The sequence below is a fragment of the Halorientalis brevis genome (genome assembly GCF_023077655.1).
On record NZ_JALLGV010000007.1, the window covers coordinates 1 to 25,670 of the forward strand.

At 65.6% G+C, this 25,670-nt stretch carries 20 protein-coding genes, 1 tRNA gene and 2 rRNA genes; 9 read left to right on the forward strand and 14 right to left on the reverse strand.

All coding sequences use genetic code 11. The features are described 5' to 3' along the window. The 4 genes from MU553_RS15525 to MU553_RS15540 all read right to left on the reverse strand — a co-directional run. Positions 1 to 107: ribosomal RNA gene (locus MU553_RS15525) — 23S ribosomal RNA — on the reverse strand; the annotation flags it as partial. Positions 108 to 369: 262 nt separating this feature from the next. Continuing rightward, positions 370 to 441, reverse strand: a tRNA-Ala gene (locus tag MU553_RS15530). Between the two features lie 140 nt (positions 442 to 581). Beyond that, positions 582 to 2,053, reverse strand: a 16S ribosomal RNA gene (locus tag MU553_RS15535). A gap of 856 nt (positions 2,054 to 2,909) precedes the next feature. Continuing rightward, entirely contained in the window at positions 2,910 to 3,221 is a 312-nt protein-coding gene (locus MU553_RS15540) for a non-histone chromosomal MC1 family protein (RefSeq protein ID WP_247379064.1), read from the reverse strand. Between the two features lie 281 nt (positions 3,222 to 3,502). On the opposite strand from MU553_RS15540, the gene MU553_RS15545 reads away from it, so the two are divergent. From MU553_RS15545 to MU553_RS15555, 3 genes are all read left to right on the forward strand, one after another. Continuing rightward, positions 3,503 to 3,700, forward strand: a complete 198-nt coding sequence (locus tag MU553_RS15545; RefSeq protein WP_049995293.1) for a hypothetical protein — start codon at positions 3,503 to 3,505, stop codon at positions 3,698 to 3,700. Positions 3,701 to 3,754: 54 nt separating this feature from the next. Continuing rightward, positions 3,755 to 4,810: a quinone-dependent dihydroorotate dehydrogenase gene (locus tag MU553_RS15550; RefSeq protein ID WP_247379066.1), complete on the forward strand. Its 1,056-nt coding sequence runs from the start codon at positions 3,755 to 3,757 to the stop codon at positions 4,808 to 4,810. A gap of 114 nt (positions 4,811 to 4,924) precedes the next feature. Further along, complete coding sequence (locus tag MU553_RS15555; RefSeq protein WP_247379068.1) at positions 4,925 to 5,914, forward strand: hypothetical protein; 990 nt, start codon at positions 4,925 to 4,927, stop codon at positions 5,912 to 5,914. Between the two features lie 210 nt (positions 5,915 to 6,124). On the opposite strand, the gene pheT is transcribed toward MU553_RS15555, so the two are convergent. Beyond that, complete coding sequence (pheT, locus tag MU553_RS15560) at positions 6,125 to 7,840, reverse strand: phenylalanine--tRNA ligase subunit beta (RefSeq protein ID WP_247379070.1); 1,716 nt, start codon at positions 7,838 to 7,840, stop codon at positions 6,125 to 6,127. Continuing rightward, entirely contained in the window at positions 7,840 to 9,351 is a 1,512-nt protein-coding gene (gene pheS, locus MU553_RS15565) for a phenylalanine--tRNA ligase subunit alpha (protein ID WP_247379072.1), read from the reverse strand. Before pheS ends, pheT begins: the two co-directional genes overlap by 1 nt. Before the next feature lie 373 nt (positions 9,352 to 9,724). Here pheS and MU553_RS15570 point away from each other — a divergent pair, with 373 nt between their 5' ends. Then, positions 9,725 to 10,162, forward strand: coding sequence for a hypothetical protein (locus MU553_RS15570; protein ID WP_247379074.1), 438 nt, complete (start codon positions 9,725 to 9,727; stop codon positions 10,160 to 10,162). Between the two features lie 14 nt (positions 10,163 to 10,176). On the opposite strand, the gene MU553_RS15575 is transcribed toward MU553_RS15570, so the two are convergent. The 5 genes from MU553_RS15575 to MU553_RS15595 all read right to left on the reverse strand — a co-directional run bounded on the left by MU553_RS15575 (position 10,177) and on the right by MU553_RS15595 (position 16,970). Beyond that, complete coding sequence (locus MU553_RS15575) at positions 10,177 to 11,823, reverse strand: tryptophan--tRNA ligase (protein WP_247379076.1); 1,647 nt, start codon at positions 11,821 to 11,823, stop codon at positions 10,177 to 10,179. A 215-nt stretch (positions 11,824 to 12,038) separates the two neighbouring features. Continuing rightward, complete coding sequence (endA, locus tag MU553_RS15580; protein ID WP_247379078.1) at positions 12,039 to 13,064, reverse strand: tRNA-intron lyase; 1,026 nt, start codon at positions 13,062 to 13,064, stop codon at positions 12,039 to 12,041. Between the two features lie 47 nt (positions 13,065 to 13,111). Continuing rightward, complete coding sequence (locus MU553_RS15585; RefSeq protein ID WP_247379081.1) at positions 13,112 to 13,837, reverse strand: PDDEXK family nuclease; 726 nt, start codon at positions 13,835 to 13,837, stop codon at positions 13,112 to 13,114. 241 nt (positions 13,838 to 14,078) lie between these two features. Further along, positions 14,079 to 14,369 (reverse strand): DUF8028 family protein, encoded by a 291-nt coding sequence (locus MU553_RS15590; protein WP_465262014.1) that lies wholly within the window; start codon positions 14,367 to 14,369, stop codon positions 14,079 to 14,081. Positions 14,370 to 14,579: 210 nt separating this feature from the next. Then, on the reverse strand, positions 14,580 to 16,970 hold the full coding sequence (locus MU553_RS15595; protein ID WP_247379085.1) for a DEAD/DEAH box helicase: 2,391 nt from the start codon (positions 16,968 to 16,970) through the stop codon (positions 14,580 to 14,582). Between the two features lie 259 nt (positions 16,971 to 17,229). On the opposite strand from MU553_RS15595, the gene lipA reads away from it, so the two are divergent. Continuing rightward, positions 17,230 to 18,159: a lipoyl synthase gene (lipA, locus tag MU553_RS15600; protein ID WP_247379087.1), complete on the forward strand. Its 930-nt coding sequence runs from the start codon at positions 17,230 to 17,232 to the stop codon at positions 18,157 to 18,159. Positions 18,160 to 18,174: 15 nt separating this feature from the next. Here the strand turns inward: lipA and MU553_RS15605 are convergent, their stop codons facing one another. Next, the gene (locus MU553_RS15605) at positions 18,175 to 19,317 is read right to left on the reverse strand and encodes a hypothetical protein (RefSeq protein WP_247379089.1); all 1,143 of its coding nucleotides are present in this window, start codon (positions 19,315 to 19,317) and stop codon (positions 18,175 to 18,177) included. Positions 19,318 to 19,601: 284 nt separating this feature from the next. Here MU553_RS15605 and pdhA point away from each other — a divergent pair, with 284 nt between their 5' ends. Genes pdhA through MU553_RS15620 form a run of 3 tightly spaced genes read left to right on the forward strand, consistent with a single transcriptional unit; the run spans position 19,602 to position 23,320 of the window. After that, positions 19,602 to 20,708 carry a pyruvate dehydrogenase (acetyl-transferring) E1 component subunit alpha gene (gene pdhA, locus MU553_RS15610; RefSeq protein WP_247379091.1) on the forward strand — a complete coding sequence of 369 codons (1,107 nt, stop codon included), beginning with the start codon at positions 19,602 to 19,604 and terminating at the stop codon, positions 20,706 to 20,708. A gap of 15 nt (positions 20,709 to 20,723) precedes the next feature. Continuing rightward, a complete protein-coding gene (locus tag MU553_RS15615; RefSeq protein ID WP_282594335.1) occupies positions 20,724 to 21,725 on the forward strand; it encodes an alpha-ketoacid dehydrogenase subunit beta in 1,002 nt (333 codons plus the stop codon). Positions 21,726 to 21,727: 2 nt separating this feature from the next. Then, positions 21,728 to 23,320 (forward strand): 2-oxo acid dehydrogenase subunit E2, encoded by a 1,593-nt coding sequence (locus tag MU553_RS15620; protein ID WP_247379093.1) that lies wholly within the window; start codon positions 21,728 to 21,730, stop codon positions 23,318 to 23,320. A gap of 3 nt (positions 23,321 to 23,323) precedes the next feature. Here the strand turns inward: MU553_RS15620 and MU553_RS15625 are convergent, their stop codons facing one another. Beyond that, positions 23,324 to 24,310 (reverse strand): DMT family transporter, encoded by a 987-nt coding sequence (locus MU553_RS15625; RefSeq protein WP_345893393.1) that lies wholly within the window; start codon positions 24,308 to 24,310, stop codon positions 23,324 to 23,326. A 229-nt stretch (positions 24,311 to 24,539) separates the two neighbouring features. Here MU553_RS15625 and MU553_RS15630 point away from each other — a divergent pair, with 229 nt between their 5' ends. After that, positions 24,540 to 25,334, forward strand: coding sequence for a helix-turn-helix transcriptional regulator (locus tag MU553_RS15630; protein ID WP_247379097.1), 795 nt, complete (start codon positions 24,540 to 24,542; stop codon positions 25,332 to 25,334). Between the two features lie 19 nt (positions 25,335 to 25,353). Here MU553_RS15630 and MU553_RS15635 read toward each other — a convergent pair whose 3' ends face one another. Next, positions 25,354 to 25,587 (reverse strand): YgaP family membrane protein, encoded by a 234-nt coding sequence (locus MU553_RS15635; RefSeq protein ID WP_247379099.1) that lies wholly within the window; start codon positions 25,585 to 25,587, stop codon positions 25,354 to 25,356. Positions 25,588 to 25,670 lie beyond the last annotated feature (83 nt).

The window sequence follows — 25,670 nt, forward strand, 5'->3', positions numbered from 1 at the left end:
GTGGTTCTTAGCCTCCGTGCGGCTTCCCACGGCTTATCGCAGCTTGGCACGTCCTTCGTCGGCACCTGAGCCGAGCTATCCACCAGCTGGCATAGTAGCCAATCTGATAGGTGACCCGGACTAGGTCCGGGTCGAATAGTGACTCGGAATGATTCCGAGTCGCGTCATAAGACTCGATAAACTGCACACGAGTCCAGTGGACGCCTGGATCGCACGTACACACAGTCTCATCTGCGCCGCCCGGTGGTAGCCGGTGCGTGCATCAACCCTTCCCACCCGCGTTCACACGGGGTGGTGCATCGGTCGTCCGTACCCATTCGCAACGCCGTATCCCACTTAAGGGACACGGTTCGGAGCGGGCACGGGGTATGGACCCACTGGGATTTGAACCCAGGGCTTCCTCCTTGCAAAGGAGGTGCTCTGCCGCTGAGCTATGGGCCCGTACGGTTCCGCCGACAATGTTAGCCCTGGCAGTTCATAGGTGCTCGGTCGGCGCGAGTGCGTCGAGTAGTGAAGTCACCAGTGCCTGTCCGAAGACAGGACTTGAAAGTGGGCTGGGGCGAACCCCAGTCCCGTACGTTAGGAGGTGATCCAGCCGCAGATTCCCCTACGGCTACCTTGTTACGACTTAAGCCCCCTTGCGAAGCCCAGATTCGACCAGCGCATGCTGGCCTCATCCGGACCTCACTCGGGTGCTTTGACGGGCGGTGTGTGCAAGGAGCAGGGACGTATTCACCGCGCGCTTCTGACACGCGATTACTACCGAATCCAGCTTCATGCGGACGAGTTTCAGTCCGCAATCCGAACTACGACCAGGTTTCGGAGATTAGCGCCCCCTCTCGGGGTGGCTTCCCACTGTCCTGGCCATTGTAGCCCGCGTGTTGCCCAGCACATTCGGGGCATACTGACCTACCGTTGCCCGTTCCTTCCTCCGCTTTAGCAGCGGCAGTCTCCCTAGTGTACCCAGCCACGACAAGCGTGCTGCTGGCAACTAGGGATGCGGGTCTCGCTCGTTGCCTGACTTAACAGGACGCCTCACGGTACGAGCTGACGGCGGCCATGCACCTCCTCTCAGTAGGTCAGGTAAGGTCATCAACCTGACCGTCACTCCTACTGTCGGTGCTGGTGAGATGTCCGGCGTTGAGTCCAATTAAACCGCAGGCTCCTCCGGTTGTAGTGCTCCCCCGCCAATTCCTTTAAGTTTCATCCTTGCGGACGTACTTCCCAGGCGGCTCGCTTCTCGGCTTCCCTACGGCACAGCGCAGGCTCGTAGCCTGCGCCACACCTAGCGAGCATCGTTTACGGCTAGGACTACCCGGGTATCTAATCCGGTTCGAGACCCTAGCTTTCGTTCCTCACCGTCGGGTCCGTTTTTCCAAGGTGCTTTCGCCATCGGTGGTCCGTCCAGGATTACGGGATTTCACTCCTACCCCGGACGTACCCCTTGGATCTCCCGGCCCCAAGCCACTCAGTTTTCGCCGGACGCCTGCCCGTTAAGCGGGCAGATTTCCCGACGAACTTGAGTGGCCGGCTACGAACGCTTTAGGCCCAATAATAGCGGCCATCACTCGTGCTGCCGGTATTACCGCGGCGGCTGGCACCGGTCTTGCCCAGCACTTGTTCCTGTACCACCTTACGGTACAGAAAAGCGAGGACTGTATGCCCTCGCACTCGGAGTCCCCCTATCGCACTGTCGTGCAGTGTAAAGGTTTCGCGCCTGCTGCGCCCCGTAGGGCCCGGTATCTTGTCTCAGATACCGTCTCCGGGTTCTTGCTCTCACAACCCGTACCGATTATCGGCACGGTGGGCCATTACCCCACCGTCTACCTAATCGGCCGCAGCCACATCCTATGGCGCCGGAGCGTTTCCAGCTCCCTGCATTCCAGCATGGGAGCTGTATTCGCGATTAGCCTCAGTTTCCCGAGGTTATCACGATCCATAGGGCAGTTTGGCCACGTGTTACTGAGCTATCTGCCACGGGTCTAAACCCGTGCGACTAGCATGGCTAAATCGGACTCCGATAGCAATGGCCTCCGGCAGGATCAACCGGAATGGTCCCTGGCACAAGGCCAGGGGGGCTGGCGGGAAAACTCTCGTAAGAGAGTATTCCGCTATCGAAGGTTCACGTAGTTCGACGACACACGGACCGACCGAGTGTCACCGAACTGCCAGGGCTAACATCAGATCCCATCTATACGGCGGACCGCAGGGGTGGAATCCTCATTTACTACGGATCCAAACATAGACCACGACAGGGTATAAACCCATCGAAGTCCATCGATCCGTCGGCCGGGCGATCTCGGCCCCGACCGGGCCGCGTCTGCAATCATTCCGAGCGCCCTTAACCACTTAAGGGCGTCGGATCGGTCGTGGCCGGAAATCGACATCCGGCGGGACCGTGCGTATTCATTCGGAAGCCCACGTTAGTACATAAGGGCACCGATGCAGACTGCCGCACGGCAGGTCGCTCCCACCGCGCCGCGTTCGTATTTCTACGGATGGGGGTGATTTACTTAAGAGCGTCGAACCACGGCCACATCGTGAGGAAATTTCATGGTTGAGGCTCACGCGCGATCGCGTTACTGATAGATTTTGTATGTGAGTGTTTTCTGGTAAGTTGGCATCAGAGCGAGCTCGCGAGAGTGCAATGATATCGCGTGGGAGGAGACCGACGAGTCATTCCGCGCGTCTCACGTGCGGTCGGGTCGGGTGCTGTCCACGCACGTGACGCTTCGGGTCGACAGTGGTTATACTGTCGGTTGGCACCGAGAGAGACCAAGACGAATCCAGCGACGGAACAATGGCAGTCGCGATGTCAGCAGACCGAGCTCGCAGCTGCTACGTGGTCGTTGTGTATCTGTACACGCCCACACGCGTGAGTGCGCAAAAGAATCGCCAATCGGAGCGGCTTATATGTCTTCTAAGTGTTCGACACCTTGTTTCTCGACGTTCCCTTTGGTGATCTCGTTCGGCATCCAGTCGGGCTTGTCGTCGGGCGCTTCCTCTTCCCAGGCCCACGCTTCGTAGATGTGGACCTTGTGGGTGCCCTTCTCTCGAAGTCGGATCGTTGTTCTGTCAGCCGCGGACTCGCTGCCTGCAGGATCGAGCCGTCGGGCTGCCTTGAGTGCCGCCTGCCGGGGTGTGCCACCGGAGAAGACACTCGACTCCTCACCACTGTCGTCTCGAAGCGCAAAGTTGCGCTTATCTTCGTCACGTGCCATGGTTTTGGCCTCTCCGTGTCAAATCAGCACATGACCCACCATAAATATACCCCCCAATACTGCCGCCGTCTGGCGGTACATTTTTATACAAGAACGTAAACCGGTCGACAGTTCAGTCGAGATACAGGTATTAGAGCGTGATATTTCGCTCGCCCGCGGGCTGCGGAGTGCCTGTCACCGGTAGAATCATGCGGAAGCAACGACGTGGTGAGTATCGGGACCGGCAGTCGCACGGTAAGCTTAAGTATATCCTACGGCGAACCACGACGTACGATAACGCGATGGTGCGAAAAAAGAAGTTGAGTCCCAGTGGCGCCAAAGACGAGGATGGCGAATACCACAACGTCCACATCAACTTGCACGAGGACGAACTGGCCGTCGCGGGCATGGAAATCGGTGATGAAGTGTTCGTACGGGTCCGTGACAACAAGATCATTATTCAGAAAGCGGACCCGGAGGACGTAGAGCACGAGTTCTAACGTGCCCAGGTACACGAATTCTTTGCGGAGCCGCCCCGTTCAGGAGCTGATGCCGTGACCGTCTACGATCTCGCGAAACCGCTGTTGTTCCAACTCCCACCGGAGACGGCACACGGGCTCGGCCACGGGATGCTCGCGCTCGTCGACGGAACCCCCATAGAGCAGCTACTGGCCCACAGGTACGTCGTCGACGACGAGCGACTCCGCGTCGACGCGTTCGGGCAGTCGTTTCGCAACCCTGTCGGCGTCGCCGCCGGGTTCGACAAGAACGCCGAAGCGCCGGGAGCGCTCGCCGCCCTCGGCTTCGGTCACGTCGAGGTCGGCGGCGTCACCGCAGAGCCACAGGCCGGCAACCCGCGGCCGCGGATGTTTCGACTCCCCGAGGACGGCGGCGTCATCAACCGGATGGGATTGAACAACGACGGTGCGGCCGCGGTCGGTCGGCGACTGGCCGCCGCGGACGTGGACGTGCCGGTCGGCGTCAACATCGCCAAGACCGAACACGTCGACAGTGCGGACGCCCCGGCCGACTATCGAGAGACCTACGAGCGGGTCGCCGAGGGCGGCGACTTCTTCGTCGTCAACGTCTCCTGCCCGAACTCCGAGGGGTTCCGCGAACTCCAGAACCGCGACTCGATGGAAGCGATTCTCGGGGCGCTGGTCGACGCGGGTGCAGCGCCACTTCTGGTGAAGCTCTCGCCGGACCTGCCCGAGCCGGCGGTCGAGGACGCGCTGGAGTTGGTCGACGAACTGGATCTCGACGGCGTCGTCGCGACGAACACGACGACCGACAGACCGGCGTCGCTCCGCAGCCCGAACCGCGTCGAGAAAGGGGGCCTCTCCGGGAAGCCCGTCGAGCATCGGGCGACGAAGATGGTCCGGTTCGTCGCGGAGCGAACGGACGTCCCCGTCGTCGGCGTCGGCGGCGTCTCGACCGCCGAGGACGCCTACCGGAAGATACGGGCGGGCGCGAGCGTCGTGCAACTCTACACCGGCCTGATCTATCGTGGCCCGTCTATCGCACGCGACATCAACCGCGGCCTGCTCGAGTTGCTTGAGCGGGACGGGTTCGACTCGGTCACGGACGCCGTCGGCGTAGACCTCGACTGACGGTGCGACCACCGCCAGCCCACCAGCCGTTCACGGCTGCCGACGAAACCAGTTGTACGACACTACTAATTTAGAGTGGTTTTATTTTTCTGCCGACAGGAAGGGCAGTCGCACATGGCCCTCCACTCTCGTCGGGAGTTCGTTGCGTTGTTCGGTACGGCGGCTGCGACCGGTGTCGCGGGATGTTCCCGACAGGAAACCGATCAACACCCGGAGACCGGACAGCCGACTGAACACGCGACAACTGGGCAAACGACAGCACCGACCGAGCCTGCCGCCGACGCGATGACGACGGACTCGGCGTCGACAACCTCGGCCGAGCAGCCACCGACGGTCGCCAGCGTTCCCATCGGTGAGACGATCGAGTACAGGGACGCACGACTGACGGTAGCGAACCCTCGCGTCCGTCGCTGTGTGATGGCGCGGACCGGCCCCAGTCGCTTCCTTGGCGTACACGACGGCCAGTACGTCGTCGTCGACGTGACGGTCGACGGGACGCTCGACGCGGACCGGTGGACCTTCGGACTGCGGGGGAGTGCCGGCGGAAGTTTCGTCTCGACAGACGAGTCGCACTTCCTCGTCGAGTCCATGCTCGAAGACGACTCCCTCCGAATGGACCCGTCGACGTGGACCGAGCGGCCGGTCGCCGTGCCGTTCCCGGCGCGGTATCTCCCAGCCGCGAGCGTCCAGTGGCGACACGACGACGGTGAGACAGTCGAAACCCGTGGCGAGTGGGAACTCGACACCGAAACTCGGCGGGCGCTCACGCACGCGCCACAGTTCACGCTGAAACGGTACGAGGTACAACGGACGGACGGTGGCGTCCGCCTCGACGTCGTCGTTGAAAACGTGGGCGTCAGTGATGGTCGGTTCCTCGCACGCGCACTCCCGGGTCCGAACATCGCCGACGTGAGCGCCGTCATCGAACTCGACGTCCCCGCCGGCGAAACTGCACGGTACCGTGACGTTCCGTCTCTCTTCGAGCAGTGGCTCGACTCCGTCGAGATCGGCAACGTCACACTCGAGTATCCGGAGCGTGGCCAACGGACGCGCGTCCACCGGGAACTGCCGGAATCGACCGGAACTAGGACCAGCAAGGAGTGACAGCGGCCGTTTTCCCGAACTTTCGTCCCGTTCCGATCAAAAAGCCGCTCGCCGTTCCGAGGTCAGATCACTGCAGCGCGTCCAGTCGGAACTCGAACGCCGCCACCAGCCCACCTTTTTCGGCGTCGGGTCGCGCTCCTCGCGACCACTCCTTGAAAAAGCTGGACCAAAAAATCCACTCGGTCCCGGAGGTCACTCGCGGGTCTACGTCTACGACTGCAGCGCGTCCAGTCGGAACTCGAACGCCGCAACCGGCAGCTCCAGATCGTGTTCGACGATGATTTCGGGATGGACCTCGCCGATGACGCCCACGTCCTCGCCGTCGAGGACGACGCTCGCGGTTCGGCCGGGGATGAACGTGGGGTGTTCCGTCGACGGCGTCTCGAGGTCCTTGTCGAAGGCGTCGGCGATCGCCTGCAGGCGGGCCTTCGCGTCCTCGTAGGACGCCCCGTCGTGACACAGCGCCGCGGCGACGGTGCGGTGTTCGGCGACGTTCGTGTTCTCGGACTCGTCGACCTCGACCGCGAGGCCGATCTCCGCTAAGTCCTGCGGGTACGCGCGGTGCGTGTTGTTCTCCAGGACCATCATGATCGAGGGGAGCGCCCACGAGCGAACCATCGTGAAGTCCTCGCTGTAGGGCTCCTGAATGGTGACGGCCTCGCCGCCGCCGACGACGTCACTCCCTTGTTCGACGCCCATTCGCTCGTAGTTCTGCTCCTCGTCGATGAGGTAGAAGTTCAGCAGGTCCTCGAAGCCGAGGCCGACGAGCGTCTCGCGTGCAGCGCGTTCCAGTCGGGAGCGTTCGTGGCGACCGCCGACCGTCGACACGTCGGGATAGCGGGGTTCGAGTTCGTTGAACCCGTACGCGCGCCCGACGTCGTCGATGAGGTCGACTGGGTGGAGCACGTCCGTCCGGTAGGGCGGCACCTCGACCTCGTAGGACACCGTGTCGTCGGTCTCTTCGGTCGTCGCGTCCATCCCGGCGCGTTCGACGAGGTCGACGACGTCCGTCGGGTCGAGATCGACGCCGAGCATCGTCTCGATGTCGTCGTGGGTGACGGTCTTGGTCTTCGTCTCAAAGTCCGGGCGCACGAGATCGCGGTCCTCGTAGACGACGCGGACCTCCTCGACTTTCCCGCCGCGGGCCTCCAGCGAGTAGCAGACGATGTTCAGCATCTTGTCGATCGTCCACTGGTCGGTGCCGGTCATCTCGATGAACAGGTCCCGGGAATCCTCCGAGACCTCGGTCCGGCGACCGTTGACGACCGGTGGGAACGAGAACAGGCCGATCTCGTCGTAGATCGCCGGGAACGAGTCGTAGTCCTCGACGAGGTCGGCGTACTCCTGGCCGATGTGGTGGTCGGTCAGGACCTCCGCGAGCGTCAACTCGGCGTCGCCCTCTAGCGGGACCATCGTGTCACCCTCCGGGTCGATCCCGGTGTAGGTCACCGACTTCCGGGAGTCCTCGTCGCCGAGGTCCTCACCTTTCAGCATCGTCAGGTCGTGGACGCCGATGGCGCCCTTCGCGCGCTGACGACCCATCGTCGCGTGGAGTTTCTCCTGGACCTGGATCAGGGATTCGAGGGCCTCCTCGTCCATGTCCAGCCCGCGAACGATGGCGCCCGTCACGTAGGGGCGCTCGTCGGGCACGTCCTCGACGTGGATGGACCACTCGGCGCTGTTGGTGTTCGGGACGTAGACGCCCCGGTCGTCGCCGTACTGATACCTGAGAGAGCGGGCGACCCCCTCGACGGAGAGCCGGTCGAGTCGGTCGGGGGCGAACTCGAGCTCAAACTCGCCGTCCTCGGTCTCGCCTTCGAATTCCAGTCCGAGGCCGAACAGGTCGTCTTTCAGCTGTTCGTCGTCTTTCTCGTCGTGGCCGGTGAGCCGGCGGAGTTCGTCGGGATCTACCTCTACTGTAGGCATCAGTAAATCACCTCCTCGCTTCGCAGGTAGTCAAGGTCCAGCAACGTGCCGTGCACGTCGCGGATGTCCTCGGCGCCGGTGACGAGCATCATGAGTCGCTCCAGGGCCAGCCCCCAGGCCATCACGTCGCAGTCGACGCCGAGCGGTTCGAGCATCTCCGGCCGGAAGATCCCGGAGTTGCCGATCTCGATCATCTCGCCCGTCTCGGGGTGGCGACCGAACAGCTCGAAGCTCGGTTCCGTGTAGGGGTTGTAGTGGGGCTTGAACTCGACGTCGGTGATGCCGAACTGCTCGTAGAACTCGGTGAACGTCCCCATCAGGTCGCGCACGGAGAGGTCCTCGGCCATCACCCAGCCCTCGATCTGGAAGAACTCCAGCAGGTGCGTCGCGTCGAGCGTGTCGTTCCGGTAGGCCTTCTCGATCGAGAAGAAGCGCTGGGGCGGTTCGAGGTCGCCCATCGCCTCCCCGGAGAGGTGCCGGGCGGTGAGCGACGTGGTGTGTCCCCTGAGCGCCAGCGCCTTCGCGAAGTCCAGGTCCCACGGCGAGTGGTAGCCTTCGCCGTCGTCGCCGACGCCCTCGCGGTGGGCGGACTCGACGCGCTCGACGAGGTCTTCTGGCAGATCGTCGATCTTCGCCGGGTTGTCCAAGGCGAAGCGGTCCCAGTGATTTCGAGCAGGGTGGTCCTGGGGCATGAACAGGCAGTCGTTGATCCAGAAGTCGGCGTCGACGGTCGGCCCCTGCATCTCCTGGAAGCCCATCCCCACGAGGACGTCTTTGACGCGCTCGGACATCTGCCGGAGGACGTGGGTCTTCCCGGGCGTCAGCTCCTCGGCGTCGGCCTCGACGTTGTACTCGGCGAACTCGACGTCCTCCCACTCCCCGCTCGTGATGAGATCGGACGTGACCTGGCCGACGGTCTCTGCGACCTCGACGCCGGCCATGAGTTCGGTGACGCCCGCGTCGGTCAGAAGCACCGACCGGATCGTCGTCTCGGACCGCTCGACGAGCCCGCGCTTCTCTAAGTCTTCGAGCGCGAGGTCGCTCTGGTAGGCGACGCTCCCCTCCGCGATGGCCTCCAGGGTGGCCGCTTCCGAATCGCTCTCGGGGTCGGCGTCGGGATCGGCTGTGATCTCGCCGCTGTCGATGCTGCCGTAGCCCTTCCGGGCGTAGTTCGAGAGCGCGATGTCGACGGCCGGCCCCTCAAGCCCGGCCTCGCCGATGACCTGGCCGAGCTGGACGGCGTCCTCGTCGGCGCCGAGCGAGACGGCGGCCTCGTACAGGCGGAGTTCGGGCAGACCTTCCTCGACGTACTCCTCGGCTTCCTCGGTCATCGAGACGTCGTCGCTCGTGCGTTCGACGATTTCGACGAGGCCCTCGTCTTCGAGTTCGAAGGCCGCGCCGGTGACGGCGGCGGGATCCAGGTCCGTCTCCTCGGCGATACGCTCGATTGTCTGTTCCTCGTCTGCACTCGCGGTGTTCAACACCGCGACCTGTGCTTCGGGTAGCTTCATGCGTAGTGGTCGTTGTTCAGTAGGGCGCGGGTCGGTCAGTTAACGGTTCTCATAAGGACAGCTGTAAGCCAGTTTCGTCTGTCGCCGACATGCGTCGGCGACGAACGAGGCACCTTACAGGTGTCCGCACAACGTGCGCGGCCGGTTTCATCCCCTTCAGAAGTTATCCGTCGGGAAGTCCACTGCCCTCAGCGCGCGCCGAAAAAGAAGCCGAACCCCCCGGACTGCGGTGGCTGACGGACGGTGCGCCGGCAGTGGGGTTCGGATGCCATGTGCGACCGATTGTGATAGGCCAGTAAAAACGTACCGCTGTCGACCAACGGCCGCTGTCAGCACAAAACAGCTATCAGCACCGACACTGACGTATCGAAACGTGACAACCGAACGCGACGACGACGGCGCGGACCGCGATCGAACCAGGTGGCTCGACGCGATTCCGGGCTCAGGCTTCGAGTTGCCCGGCACGGGCGTGCTCGAGGACCTCGGTGCGGAACTCCGACGAGGAATCGAGGGAATGACGCCGAGCGCCGACGGCATCGAAGCGATCCTCGACGGCGTGTCGATTCCGGACGTTGGCGACATAGACGTCGACGCAGTCGTCCGCCCCGGCGAGACGATCGACGACGAGCAGGTCGACGGCGTCGTCGAGACCGGCGAGCACGCGGTCGAGATCGCCGTCGAACACGGCGAGGACGCCGCGACGGTGCTGGTCGATACCGGTGGCGAAGTGATCGAAATCGGCGTCGAAAACGGCGGCGAGGCGGCGGAGGCGACGGCCGAGTTGCTGGCCGCAGCGCTCGACGGGCTGTAGACGGACAGCGGCGTTCAGTTCCCGCCGGCCCGCTCGCCCGCCACGTCGAACTCGAAGTCGAGTTCGTCCAGTTTCTCGGCCCACTCCTCGCGTTTCTCCTGGTGATCTGCGAGGAATTCCTTCATGAGTTCGGCGGCCTGCTCCTTGCAGCCGCCACAGAGGCGTTCGCCACCGACGCACTCGTCGTAGACCTCCTTGGCGAACTCGTCGTCGTCACCGGAGAGGAGGTACGCGTACAGTTCGTACACGGGGCACTCGTCTGCCTTCCCGCCGAGTTCGCGCTGTTCTTCGGCTGTCTCGCGCCCGCCGGTCGTCGCCGATCGAACCTTGTCGTACCCGTCCTCGGGGTCGTCAAGCAAACTGATGTGGCTCGCCGGCACCGACGAGGACATCTTCCCGCCGGTCAGGCCGGTCATGAACCGGTGGTAGATCGACGATGGCGGAATGAAGCCGTACCCGCCGTGGTCGGCTTCGACCTCGCGAGCGAGTTCTTCGGCCGCCTCGTGGTCCATCTCGAAGGCGTCGATGTGGCTCTCGTACCGGCGCTTCTCGCCGTCGATGGCCTCGACGAGCGCGTCGAACGCCTCGTCGGTCGCGTGTCGCGCGAAGAAACGAACCCGCGGCCGGAGCGGTTCCTTCCCGGCGTTCCGTAGCTTTTCCACCGCACTCTGGCGTGCCTCCGTCGCGCTCGTCTCGTAGTCGGCCAGCCAGTCGCCGGCTTCCCCACAGCGCGGCATCGCTTCGTCCTCGGCGTACTCCTCGCGGTGGTCGTAGGCGACGGCGACGAGTTCGCGTTCGGCGTCGGTCAACTCGAAGCTCGCGAACGCGTCGGTGACCTTGAAGAATCGCATCCGCTCTGCGAGGTCCCGGGCGAACCGCATGTGCGGATCCTGGTCCGGCCCGACCGGGATCACCGTGGGCTTGGGCTCGTCCAGTTGCGGGTAGAGGATGTCCGCCATCTGGGTGGTGACGCTCTGCATGTGCGAGATGTCCGTCTCGCCGTCGAAGCCGTAGATGGCCTGGAACTCCGAGAAGTTCGCTTCGATCCCCAGTTCGAAGGCGAGATCCTGGACCTCGCGGTTGGTGGACTGGCGGTAGAGCGTCCCCTCCTCGGGGTCGAATCCCAGGGCCAGGAGGCTCAGAACGTAGCTCCGGGCGTGCTCGTCGATCTCCTCCCAGGAGAGGCCGCGCGCGCTGTGGGCCTCGAGGTCGGCGATGAGGCCGTAGGCGTCGCCGCCCTGCTGCTGGTGCCAGATGATCTCGTCGAACACCATCTTGTGGCCGATGTGGGGGTCGCCCGTGGGCATGAACCCCGACAGCACCGCCCACGGCTCGTCGTTGCGCATGGCCGCTGCGATGGGTCGGTAGTCGCGGTGGCCGAAGATGACGCCCCGGCGCATCAGGTAGTGGGGGTTGGGCACCTCGTCGAGCACCGCGTCGAACTCCTCGATGCCGAACTGCTCGAACAGTTTGCGGTAGTCCGAGACCGTCGAAGAGCCCCACGGGTCGAGGGCGACGTCGTCGGCGCCCTCGGTGTCCGTCCCGCCATCGGGCAGCGCGCGGTCGGCTCCCCGCTGCGGTGCAGACCCGTCCGCTGCCGGCGGTGTTCGGTCGTTCGAAATCGGTTCCGTCTCCGAATCAGTGTCGTGTTCGCGTGTCATCTGTAATGTCGTGAGTCGCCGTGTCCGTTCGTGCAATCATCAAAAAGCGGAGTGAGCAACGCGAGTCGCGCCCGCGGCGTCAGGGGCACGCGGTCAGGATCGCGAGACTGTCCACTTCCCATGCCGGTCGCCAGCGCCACCGCCCGAAATCGGCGGAAGTGGACATCTTACGATAGCGTAATCGTCAGCAGGCGTTTAACCGTTTCCCATCCGGCTCACGGCGTGAGCCGTCCCGCTTCGAGCCAGGAGATGTGGCCGTCCCCTCCGGTCAGCGCGAACACCATTCGTTTGCGGACGCCGCCCGACAGCCGCACGTCTAGCGCCAGGTCCCGCGGTGCGAAGGCGTGTTCGTCCGGCAGCACTCGCACCAGCAACTCGGAGTGGGTCAGGTTCGCGACCGATTCGACATCGGCGTACGTCCGGAAGTCCGCCCCGAACTTGTAGCCTGTCTTGGGCACGACGCCGCGCTCCCGGAGGGCGGCGTACACCCGGAGGCGGCGGTCGAACCGGTCGCCCTCGACCTCGCGACCGCACTGCAGGACCGCTTGTTCCCCGCCGTCGATGTCGAGGACGCCGTGCCGGACGAGGTATGCGGCCTCGACCAGCGAGAGCTGGAGCGTGTCGATGCTCCCCTCCTCGCCGTCGCCGGAGAGCGGTTGGCCGTAGAACCCGTGCTGAAAGAGATCCGCGGGCGGGTCCCAGAGGAGAACCCGGTCGTCGAGCAGATCCCCGGTGACACCGGCCGGCGGTTCGTAGTTCGTCGTCCCGCTCACGTCCGGCCGATCCGTGTCGAGGTAGGTGATCTCGCTCTCCTCGTCGACGACCGCGAGGACGACGTCGCCCAGGTCGTCGGCCGAAACGGTCGCGCGCTCGCTGACCACTCGGACTCGATACGCCACCTCGTCGTCCCACGGTCCCTTGCCGCGGGGGTACACGACGAGGTCCGCCCCCGCCGGGTCGTCGACCCAGTCCTCACGGGCGGGCGACAGGTAGAAGCCCCGGTCGCGGAGGTCCTTGTACACCAGAAAGTGCAGGTCGGGACAGGTCGCCGACGCCAGGAACGCTCGGAAGTCCATGTCGTCGACTGAGTCGAGATCGCCGCGGAAGAGGAGGTGTGCGGCCTCGACGGGTGCGAGGACGATGTCCTCGCCGTCCGTGCGGCCGTACCCGCGGGCGTCGTAGAACTGCTCGCGGGCCTGGCGGCCCGCCCGAACCACGCCCTCGGAAAGCGTCGCGTGCATGCGTCCCTGTCGCCTGCCCGGCGATAAATCCCCTGCGGTCGCGCTGCTCACGCCCGTCTCTCAGCGTCACACCCCGTGTCGAGACAGCGCTCACCACTCCCCGTCTCGAACCGGGGCAGCCCGCAGTCACACTCACCGACGACCGTCCCCGCGGGAATCCCCCAACCGGTGTCGCAGTCGGGATAGTTCTCACAGCCTGCCAGCAGGCCGCCGCGGCGAAGGATTCTGAGATCCCCGTCACAGCGCGGGCAGTCCCACTCGCGGTCGAACGCGTCCGTGACGGCCTCGTCCAGCGACTCGCACTCCCGGTCGAGGCACACCTCGAACGCGCGCCCGCGGACGACGCGCAGCCGCGGGAGTCCACACGCGCACTCGCTGTCGAGAACAGTCGCGTCCCGCGGAATCCCGTGGCGCTCGTCGCATCCCACACACCGCACGGTACCATCGGCCCGGATCAGTCGGCCGTCACAGACCGGACAGTCACCGACCGGAACGCCCGCGGCGGAGGTCGGATAGCTGGCGCTGCCGTACTCCTCGTGGGTCTCCACGCAGAGTCGCTGGTCGCCGTCGGTCGCCGTCAGCGTACCGTCGCGGAGCGACACCGAGTCGGCGCGGGTGAGCCAGGCCACGGGCTGATACCCGTCGGCGTCGTGGACCAGAACGGTGTTGTCCGGTTTGCAGACGACGAGTACCTCGCCGCGTTGCTCCCGTTCGCGCGATCCCTCGAAAGTCGTCGTGCACTCACCGGCCAGGACGCAAGTTCCGTCGTGCATAGCCTTGGCTGGGCTGGTGTTGGTATATAAACGTCAGGTCGCGGGCCAGCGAGGCAGCGACAGAGATGCACCGAAACGGAACCGACAGTGGCGCAGTCGCAGAGCGTAATGGCGGGTGGGAATCGGAGGGCTGGGGTGGACGAATGGCAAAAGGGCGTGAAGTGGTTGGATGGTTTGGGGAGGGGAGTGGTGGGGGGACCGCACGGGTGGACAGAGAACCCACCTGTCCGGGAGCAGGTGCTCAGTCGCTGTTGTAGTCGCGACCGACCACGAGGGCCACGACGTTGGCGACGACCAGCGCGGTGAAGGGGGCGAGGTGCTCGCCGGCGACGCCCGAGAACAGCATCGGGAACAGCGCCATGGGGAGCAACACGGCGCTCCAGAACCCGAGGAACTGCACGGGCGCAACGAGCCGGGTGAGGGACTGCTCGGAGACGACACTCCAGTCGCGGGCGGCGGATCGGTCCTGGTGAGGGGATTGCGTGGACATGGTGGGCCTCTCTGCACTCGTCGCTTGGACTGACAACCCCATATAAGGGGTCGAAGCTTCGGACGAATTCAGTTCGTTTCGATGGATTTGGCACCGACTTCGAACCTTTTAGCGGTAAATTGGCTGTATTTTACGTACCAGGAGACGTTTCACAACCGCCCCAGGTTCGTTTAGACGTTTCACGATCCGATCTGAGAGAGTTTGATGGATCAAAAGAACCGAGTTGCGATAGCCCAGGTTGGCCGCCCGATCTCACTCGACGCGGACGGTCCGCGAGTCCGAGACCGGCAACAGCGGCAACTCGGGGAAGAACACTTCGGCCGTGTAGGTCAACTCCTCGGCGTCGCCACCGAACACACCCACCGGCAGCGTCGCGGTGCCGACGTACGAGTCCGTCGCCGTCATCTCGTGGTCGTTGACCGTAATGCGGACGCCCGCGCGGGCACCGTCGCCGACGTTCGTGACCGTCACCTCGCACATCTCGTTGGCCCCGCGGGCGATGCGCTCGGGGAACTCGCCCCAGTCGAACTCGAGATCGGGGAGCGAGCGTGCACTCCCGACGACCTGCTTCGCGACGCCGTCGGAGAGGCCCGCCGCGACGACGCCCTCCACGCCCGCCTCGCGCACGTCGGCGACCGAACTCAGCCCTTCCTTGGCCAGCCGACTCGCTCGCCCGGAGCCGACGCCGTCGAGCGCGGTCAGTTCGACCGCGTCCGCGCTGACGCCGTGTTCGATGCGGGCCTCGACGCGACTGGCGAGGTTCGCCGCGGGCGCACCGGCCAGGTGGTCGAGAAACGACCGGAGGGCGGCCAACAAGCGAAGGGAGTTCTGGCGGATGACCCACGCGTCGCTCCGGAGTTCGGCCGGCGTCGTCGAGTTCATGCTCGACTGCAGGATGGCAAGCACCTTTCGAGGACCGGGGTCGAGGTCCTGCCCGAACTGCCCTAACACTGCTCGAACCGCGTCGCGCTCGTCCCGGCGGGCGCTGGCGCTGTCGAACTCGCCGGCGGTCGCCACTGCTTTGAGAACGTCGTCGCTGCTCAGGGAGGTCGCACTGTCGTCGTCACTGGCGCGCTCTGCCAGCGTCGCGAACTCCCGGGCGGTATCGAGTCGGAGGTAGAACTTCGAGGCGAGGCGGCCGAGGCGCGTCGGCGAGAGGCGAAGGTCGTCGTCCATGTCGACGAACCCGCGGTCGACGAGGCTCTCCAGGGTGTCGCTGACCCGTTCGCGCAACTGCCCCTCGGACTCGTACTCGTCGGGGGCGGACCGGGCGCGGACGGCGTAGAACGTCGTCTCGATCCAGTCGAGCACGTCGTCGAGATCGCGGACGGTTCCGAGGACGATCTCGGCGTTGAGGTGCGCGTCCAGGTCCTCCGCCAGGCGGGACTCGATCTCTTTGCCGTCGCGCAACAGCTGGCGGTACTTGTCGGCGTCGGCGCGGTCGCAGACGACCCAGGCGTACCCGCGGTCGTCGTAGCCGGGCCGCCCCGCTCGGCCGAGCATCTGGAGCACGTCCAGCGGACTCATGTCGACCTCGCCCTCCAGCGGGTCGTGGAGCTTGGTGTCGCGGATGACGACGCATCGCGCCGGGAGATTGACCCCCCACGCCAGCGTCGAGGTCGAGAACAGCAGGCCGAGGGTTCCCTCGCGGAACCACTTCTCGACGAGTTCCTTGTCGCCTTTCGAGAGGCCGGCGTGGTGGAAGCCGACGCCGTCCAGCACTGACTGGCGGAGCGTCTCGTTGTTGACCTCCTGGGCCTCCTGGTGGAAGTCGTAGTCGCCGCGGGCGCCCATCGGGACGTCCCGCTCGGCGATCTCGTCGCGGGCTTTCTTCGCTGCCTGGACGGTGTCCTGCCGAGACGAGACGAACACCAAGCCCTGGCCCTCCTCGCGAAGGTGTGGTTCGACGAGGTCCATCGCTCGGTAGAGTCGGCGGTACTTGTCGGCGAAGGCGTTCTCGCCGTGGGTGTAGGTCTTGACGCCGGCCTCCAGCGGCACTGGGCGGTAGTCCTCGCCGAAGGCGAACGTCGTGTCGGGCGTGGCGTCGAGCCAGTCGGCGACGTCGTCGATGTTCGGCATCGTCGCCGAGAGGGCGACGACGCGGGGGTCACACAGCCGGCGGAGCCGCGAGATAGTGACTTCCAGCACCGACCCGCGCTTGTCCGAATCCAGCAGGTGCACCTCGTCGATGATGCAGGTGTCGACGTCGGTGATGAAGCCGTAGCGGGGCGAATCGTGTTTTCTGGTCGCGGAGTCGGCCTTCTCGGGCGTCATCACGAGGATGTCGGCGCGCTCGGCGCGGCGCGGGTTGAGGTCGCGCTCGCCGGTGACGACGTACACCGAGTAGCCCAGTTCCTCGAAGCGCTCCCATTCGCTTTCCTTCTCGTTGGTGAGCGCGCGCAGCGGTGCGAGAAAGAGGGCGGTTCCGTCGTCGTCGATGGCGCGACAGATGGCGGCTTCCGCGAGCGCGGTCTTCCCGCTCGCGGTCGGCGCGCTGACGACGACGTTCTCCTCGCGCTCTACGATGGCGGGGAGCGCCTCCGACTGCATGCGGTTGAACGAATCGAAGGGGAACGCGTCCGCGTAGCCCGGAAGGACCTCCCGTACCGCGACCTGCGGCTCGTACTCCGTGCGACCTGGCACGAAGGAACCAGCGAGGGCTGGGAGTATAGGCGTTTCCGTAGCGAGCGAGGTGCGACCGCAGGGAGGCCTCGATAGCGAGCGGCGAAGCCGCGAGCAGGGCGAGGTGCGACCAACGGGAGCACCTCGGAAAGGTGAACGGTGAGCGGATGCGAGCCGTGAGTGAGGCGGACGTGAAACGCGTGCGGGGGACGGTGCTCGCGACGCGTGTCGGTCCAGTGGAACCGCACGTTTTTCACCCGACAGCCCCCACTATCCGGCAATGAGTCGCGCCCGTAAGCCCGACTGGCTGAAGATGCGACCCCCGTCGGGCGAGCGTTTCACGGACATCAAAGAGACCCTGCGGGACCACGACCTCCACACGGTCTGTGAGGAGGCCAACTGCCCGAATCTGGGGGAGTGCTGGTCGGGCAGGGACGGCCCCGGTACGGCGACGTTCATGCTCATGGGCGACCGCTGCTCGCGGGGCTGTAACTTCTGTGACGTGCAAACCGGCGGGATGGAACCCCTGGATCCAGAGGAACCCGCGAACGTCGCCGACGCCGTCGCGGAAATCGGCCTGGACTACGTCGTGCTGACCAGCGTGGACCGCGACGACCTGCCCGACCAGGGCGCGGGCCACTTCGCCGAGACGATCAGACAAATCAAGGACCGCAACCCCGGCATCCTCGTCGAGGTCCTCATCCCCGATTTCCAGGGCGATCCCGACCTCGTCCGGAAGATCGTCGACGCCGAGCCGGACGTCATCGCCCACAACGTCGAGACCGTCGAACGCCTCCAGTGGCCGGTGCGCGATCGGCGGGCGGGGTACGAGCAATCCCTCTCTGTGCTCAGGCAGGTCCACCGCGAGTCGGACATCTACACCAAGACCAGCCTGATGCTCGGCGTCGGCGAGTACGACCACGAGATCTACCAGACGTTACGGGACCTCCGGGCAGTGGGCGTCGACGTGGTGACGCTGGGCCAGTACCTCCAGCCCTCCCGGTCGCATCTGGAAGTCAGCGACTACGTCCACCCCGACGCGTTCGATACCTGGCAGCGCGTCGCCGAGGAGGAGTTAGACTTTCTCTACTGTGCGTCGGGGCCGATGGTGCGCTCGTCGTACCGCGCCGGCGAGCTGTTCGTCGAGTCGGTCCTCCGAGACGGCACGTCCGTCGAGGCAGCGCGGGAGACGGCGCGGGCAAGCGAATGAGCAGGTGCGGTCCCGTCAGTCGCTCCCCAGGAGTCTGTCGGCAGGGGCCAGCACCAGCGCCGGTCCGTTAGTCGACTCCGGACAGCGGTCGGCGCGTCGGACGGGAACAGTGCCCAGACTACGCAACTGTTCGGTCGAGAGCCCATCGACGTGTTCCAGCAGGAGAGCGACCGTGTATTCTCGGGTCTCGCCGCTCGCGAGGCGCGGGTCGTCGGCCGGACTGACCATCGACCCGCCGTCGACGATGGACGCCGACGCTCGGCCGACGGGTCCCGATCCCGACGGCCCGGTGTACAGACAGGCGTCGTACGCTGGTAACCGTGCCGTGCGACCGAACTCGAACTCGTTTCGAACCGTGACCGTGCCGACAGAGACCAGTCGCTCTTTCTCGGCGTGGTCGCTCACGGCGTACCACCGCTCGTCGGTGGTCGAGAGGTTCACGGACGACGCGGTGTCGAGCGTGACCGAAGGTCGCGGGCCACCGAGGTCGTACGCGTACGTGCCACCGCTGACCGCCAAGAGCGCCAGGACGAGCGACACCGAGACGCGGCGGTCGATGGAGCCAACGGCTTGCAACCGCCACCGCGCCGCGAGCAGTGCTGGCATCCCGACCGCGGCGGCGACGACCATGCCTTGCCAACCCAGCGGGCGCAGCAGGACGGCCGACAGGACGAACGCGTAGATGGTCGCCCCAGCAGTGGACAGCGTCGTATCGACGCCCCGAAGCGCAACTGCGTTTCCCGCGAGGACGAACGCGACAGCAGTCCCAGCGAGTACCCCGACCGGTATCACGGTCGAGAGATGGTCGGGAACGGCGAACACGAGTAACGCTCCGAGGACGGCTCCCTGAGCCGCGCCGAGAATCGACGACAGCGGGATATACTCCCACACAGAGCTCGTCGTGCTGTCACGGAACTGCGAGCGGTCCGCGGTTCGCCTCGGTGCGACCACAGCGGTGAGCGCGAGCGTTGCGAAGTACAGCAAGACCTGGACCGCGATCAGTAAATTGGCGAATCCCGTCAGAAACACGAGCGGTTCCAGCGTTCCGAGCGGGATCCCGACCGCCAGCATCAGGACCAGCGCCGTCAGCGCAGCGCCGAACTGCATGACGACCAGCACTGCGTCGGCGACCGGCGGTCGTTGCTGCGCCGTCGACATGTGCGAGCGAAGAGTCTGACCGCCGGAATAAGCCTTGTGTAGTTGTCACGATGGAGGAGCGCGCGCGAGCGACCGGCCCCTGAATCACGTTAGCCGCCAACACGCCACACGGAGAACATTCGTCCAGATTCTTCGATCATACCGGGACGTTCTTGGCCGTTCTTCGAGAATTTTTAACCCACCCATACAATCGGCGAGGCAAGATTAGCAGCGAGCGAAAGGTATTTGGGAAAACAATATTACCGAGGCAAGAGACGTTGTAGTATGCCTCGGAGGTTTTTCGTGTGAGTACCCTACAACGAGACCCGGGCGAGCGGGTCGAAATCTTGGACGAGGACGGACAGGTACGGGACGGTGCGACGGTCCCGGACCTCTCCGACGAGCAACTCGTCGAGATGTATCGAGAGATACGACTGGCGCGACACTTCGACCGACGGGCGGTGTCGCTACAGCGCCAGGGGCGGATGGGGACGTACCCGCCGCTCTCGGGACAGGAAGCCTCGCAGATCGGGAGCGCCCACGCGCTGGACGACGAGGACTGGCTGTTCCCGAGCTACCGCGAGGCCGGCGCGGCGCTCATCCGCGGGATGACGTTGAAGCGAATCCTCCTGTACTGGATGGGCCACGAGGTCGGGAATCTCGTTCCGGAGGACGTCAACATGTTCACGATGGCGGTGCCCATCGCGACGCAGATTCCCCACGCCACGGGGGCGGCCTGGGCCTCGAAACTGAAGGGCGAAGAGAAGGCCTTCCTCTGTTACTTCGGCGACGGTGCGACCAGCGAGGGCGACTTCCACGAGGGACTGAACTTCGCCGGCGTGTTCGACACGCCCACCGTCTTCTTCTGTAACAACAACCAGTGGGCGATTTCGGTCCCGCGGGAGCACCAGACGGCGAGCGACACGATCGCGCAGAAAGCCCACGCCTACGGCTTCGAGGGCGTCCAGGTCGACGGCATGGACCCGCTGGCCGTCTACAAGGTGACCAGAGAGGCCGTCGAGAAGGCCAAGAACCCCCCAGAAGACGAGCCGCGGCCGACGCTCATCGAGGCCGTCCAGTACCGCTTCGGCGCGCACACGACGGCCGACGATCCCTCGGTCTACCGGGACGACGACGAGGTCGAGGAGTGGAAGCGCAAAGACCCCATTCCGCGGCTGGAGACGTTCCTGAAAGACCGGGGTATCCTCGACGAGGAGCGGATCGACGCCATCGAACGGGAGAACAGCGACCGGGTGGCCGAGGCGATCGACGCCGCCGAGTCGGTCGAACGGCCCGACCCCGAGGAGATGTTCGCACACGTGTACGCAGACATGCCCAAACGCTTACAGCAACAGCTGGAGTACTTCGAGCGCATCAGAGACACGCATGGCGACGACGCACTGCTGGAGTGAGACCGGGAGGAGACAATGAGCCAAACGACAGACACCAGTACGCAGGATTTGACGCTCGTCCAGGCGGTTCGGGACGGGCTGTACGGCGAGATGGAACGCGACGAGGACGTGCTCGTGATGGGCGAAGACGTCGGCCGCAACGGCGGCGTCTTCCGCGCGACGCAGGGCCTCTACGAGGAGTTCGGGGAGGATCGGGTCATCGACACACCGCTGGCGGAGTCGGGCATCGTCGGCACCGCCGTGGGCATGGCCGCCTACGGTCTCCGCCCGGTCCCCGAGATCCAGTTCATGGGGTTCATCTACCCCGCGTTCGACCAGATCATCAGTCACGCCGCGCGCCTGCGCACCCGAAGCCGGGGCCGGTTCACCTGCCCGCTCGTCGTCCGGGCGCCCTACGGCGGGGGCATCCGCGCGCCGGAACACCACTCCGAGTCCAAGGAGGCCTTCTTCGTCCACGAGGCCGGCCTCAAGGTCGTCATTCCCTCGACGCCGTACGACACGAAAGGACTGCTCGCGAGTGCGATCCGTGACCCCGACCCGGTGATCTTCCTCGAACCGAAGCTCATCTACCGGGCCTTTCGCGAGCCGGTCCCCGACGAATCCTACACGGTACCGCTCGGCGAGGCCGCCGTCCGCCGCGAGGGGTCCGACGTCTCGGTGTTTACCTGGGGCGCGATGACCCGGCCGACGCTGGAAGCCGCCGAGCAGTTGGCCGAGGAGGGCATCGACGCGGAGGTCGTCGACCTCCGGACGCTCTCGCCGCTGGACGAGGACGCCATCGTCGAGTCGTTCAAGAAGACCGGCCGCGCGGCCGTCGTCCACGAGGCGCCCAAGACGGGCGGCCTCGCCGGCGAGATCATCGCCACCATCCAGGAGGACGCCCTACTCTACCAGGAGGCTCCGATCACCAGAATCACGGGCTTCGACACGCCGTACCCGCTGTACGCCCTGGAGGACTACTACCTGCCGGAGGCCGCCCGAATCAAAGACGGCATCCGCGAGGCCGTGGAGTTCTGACCATGTCGGTCGAGTTCAAGCTCCCCGACGTCGGCGAGGGCGTCGCCGAAGGGGAGATCGTCCAGTGGCTCGTCGAACCCGGCGACGCCGTCAGCGAGGACCAGGCCGTCGCCGAGGTCGAGACCGACAAGGCCGTCGTCGAGGTCCCCTCGCCGGTCGACGGGACGGTGAAAGAACTGCGAGCCGAGACGGGCGAGGTCGTCCCGGTCGGCGAGGTCATCATCGTCTTCGAGACGGAAGGCGAGGCACGGAGTGCCTCGGGACGAGCGACCGGTGAGGAGACCGAGCCGGGAGCAGCGGAAGACGTCGAGGGAGAGCCCGACGCTGCCGAGGGCGACGAAGAGACCGCGACGTCGCAGACCACCACGAACGGCCGCGTGTTCGCCGCCCCGAGCGCCCGGCGACTCGCTCGCGAACTCGGCGTCGACATCGGGGCCGTCGAGGGAACGGGACCGGGCGGGCGCGTCACCGAGCAGGACGTGCGAGCGGCCGCCGAGACCCCCGAAGAGCCGTCGGAAGACGGAACGGAGCCGGCCACCGCTGCTGGAGCGGAAACGGAGGGCGCCGGCGGCGCACCCGAAGCCGAGGGCGCACCGGGCGCAGGGGAACCAGCGGCTGCAGGCGAAGCAGTGGAAACGGCCCCCGGGGGAGGACGAGGGGGTGAGCCGGCCGGGCGCGACCGGACGCTCGCGACGCCCGCGACGCGCCGCGCCGCCGACGAGGCAGGCGTCGACATCGACGACGTGCCGGCGACCGAACAGCGTGACGGCGAGGCGTTCGTCACGGCCGAAGCGGTCCGGGAGTACGCCCAGGCCCAGCAGGCCGCCCAGGCCGCCGACGCCGAAGCGCTCGCGGCAGCAGCGCCAGCCAACACGGGTCGCGAAGGCGTCGCCGCCGGCGAGGAAGAGCGGATTCCCTACCGCGGCGTGCGCCGGACCATCGGCGAGCAGATGGAGCAGTCGGCCTACACTGCCCCGCACGTCACCCACCACGATTCGGTCGACGTGACCCCGCTGGTCGAGGCCCGCGCAGAGTTGAAAGAGCGAGCAGCGGACCGAGGCGTTTCGCTCTCGTACCTCCCGTTCGTCATCAAAGCCGTCGTCGCCGCGCTCAAGGAGTACCCCATCCTCAACTCCCAGCTCGACGAAGCAAACGAGGAGATCGTCCAGAAGGGCTACTACAACGTCGGCGTCGCCACGGCGACGGAGGCCGGTCTGATGGTCCCCGTCGTTCAGAACGCCGACCGGAAGCCGCTCCTGCAGGTCGCCTCCGAGGCGAACGAGTTGGCCCAGAAAGCCCGAGATCGCTCGATCGCTCGCGAAGAGATGCAGGGCGGAACGTTCACGATCACCAACTTCGGGGCCATCGGCGGCGAGTACGCCACGCCGATCATCAACTACCCCGAGACGGCGATCCTGGGGCTCGGCGCGATCAAAGAGCGGCCGTGGGTAGTCAATGGAGAAGTGGAAGCCAGACATGTCATGACCCTCTCGCTGTCGATCGACCACCGCGTCATCGACGGCGCCGAGGCAGCCCAGTTCACGAACACGCTCAAAGAGTACCTGGCGAATCCGACGCTCCTGTTGCTCGAGTGAGCGTCAATCCCCTTCTGATCCGTACCGGGTCGCCGAAGACGTCGGAGACTCCGAGCGCTGGGAGCGCGACCGAGACGGGAGGTGCGGAGCGACCACGTCCCGGAGCGTCTCGAACCCGATGACGGCGAAGCCGACGACGACCACGCCGAAGCCCGCGACGGTCATCGTCGAGATGGACTCGCCCAGTACCGCCCACCCGCCGAGCGTGGCGAAGACGGGGCTGACGTAGAACACCAGGCTCGACTGGATGGCTCCGACCTCGGCCAGCAGGCCGAAGTACGCGATGTAGGCGACGGCGCCCGCAAACACGCTGAGGTACCCCAGCGCGACGAGGGCGGGGAGCGACCAGACGACCGCGCCGAACGACTCACCGGCGAGCGCGCTCCCGGCGTGGAGCATGCCCGCACTCACCGGCAGCGCCCAGGCGGTCTGGACGACGCTGGACAGCGAGGCGTCGGCACGGCGGATCAGTACTGCCCCCAGCGCCGAGCTGACCGCCCCGCCAAGCATGAGCACCATTCCCTGGCTGCCGCTGCCAACCAGCATCGCCGGATCGAATCCGACGACCAGTGCGACGCCGACCAGACCCAGGACCGTCCCGGCTGCGCCGCGGCGCGAAAGCCCCTCGTCAGCCAGCAGGAGCGCGGCGAACACGGGCGTGAGGATCGGCGCGAGACCGAACAGGATCGATCCGACAGCGCTGGTCGTGGACTGCTGGCCCACGAACAGCAGCGCGTTGGTCAGCCCGATGGCGAAGACGGCCGTCGCGAGTACGCCAGCCACGTCCCGTCGGGACCTGGGGTAGCGGTCAGCGGGAGCAGTCGTCAACGCCACGAAGCCCAAAAGCAGGACCGCCGCCACGTCGTAGCGAATGGCGACGAACAGGAGCGGCGGGAAGTACGCCCCGCCAGCCTTGACAGCGACGTACGTGCCGCCGAAAAACACACTCGCCAGGAGGAAGAAGGCGAGCGTCCGCAGTCGCGTCACGATCGGGGAGCCACCCCCGCAGTCGGCTCGAACCGAGTGCCGTCCGAGAGCCCGAACGGCGACGAAATATCAGTGAACATTGCGTATCAGGAACTCCGCCGTCGTCCCTGATAAGATAATTTAGAAAACATTTCATGGGGGACAACACCGGTACGGCGTGGCCGACTTTTGTGACGTGAAACAAATTCACGACGCGAAACGCCTTTGATGAGCGGGGGACGAATCGGGAGACATGGACGCCGCGCTCGAAGAGATCGAGTTCCTCGCGCTGTCGGAAAACCGGATCGAGGTGCTGGCAGCGGTGAGCCAGGAGCCGCTGACGCGGGGCGAGCTGGCGGCCGTGACCGACGCGTCACAGCCGACGCTGAGTCGGATTCTCGGGGACTTCGAGGAGCGCAACTGGATCGAGCAGACCGGGAACCGCTACGAGGCGACGGCGACGGGCCGTCTGGTCGCGTCCGGCATCACGGACCTCTGGGAGACGATGGAGACCGAGCGGAAGTTACGGGACGTGGTCGAGTGGCTGCCGACCGACGAGATCACGTTCGACCTCGACCACCTCCACGACGCGGAGATCACCGCCCCCACGCGAACGAAGCCGAACGCGCCGGCGCAGCGATCCGCGGAGTTGCTCGCGGCGGACGACCACGTCAGGATCGTCTCCCACACCCTGAACGAGCAGAACCTCTCGGCCGTCCACGAAGCTACAGTCGACGGCAACCAGCGGTTCGAGGGCGTCCTCTCGCAGGAGGGCATCGACGCCATCACCGCGGACCCGACGCTTCGGCGGCAGCTCCGCGACGTCCTCGTCGCCCCCGAGGCGTCCGTTCGCGTCGCGGCCGACGACGTGCCGCTCGCCGTTTCGATCACCGACGACGCCGTGCACCTGTTCGTCCGCAACGACGACAACGTGCTCCAGGCGGTGCTGGTCTCGGAGGACCAGACGGTCCACGACTGGGCCACCGAGATCTACGAGCAGTACCGGAGCGACGCGACGCCGCTGGGCGTTGCCGATCTGAGCGAGTGAGAAGCGACCGCGTCGGCGCTTACCTGACCGGACAGGTGTCGATGCCCAGCAGCGAGTTGAGCGGGCACTTCTGGGTGAGCGCCGTGCCGAGGAACACGACGCCGATCAGCGCGGCGATCGCCGCCAGCGCCGTGCCCGTCGTGCCCTCAGCCAGCGTCACCATCCCGGCCAGAGCCGCGATTCCCAGCGCCAGGAGTATCGGTCCGGCGACGAGCCGTGCGATGCGATCGTAACCACCCACGTTCTTGTCCATAATTGTCCCTCGTGAACATGATAGCGTGCCCGAAAGGTAAAGCTGTCTGCCGTTCTCACCTCGTGAGAGTGCGAGGTTACGAC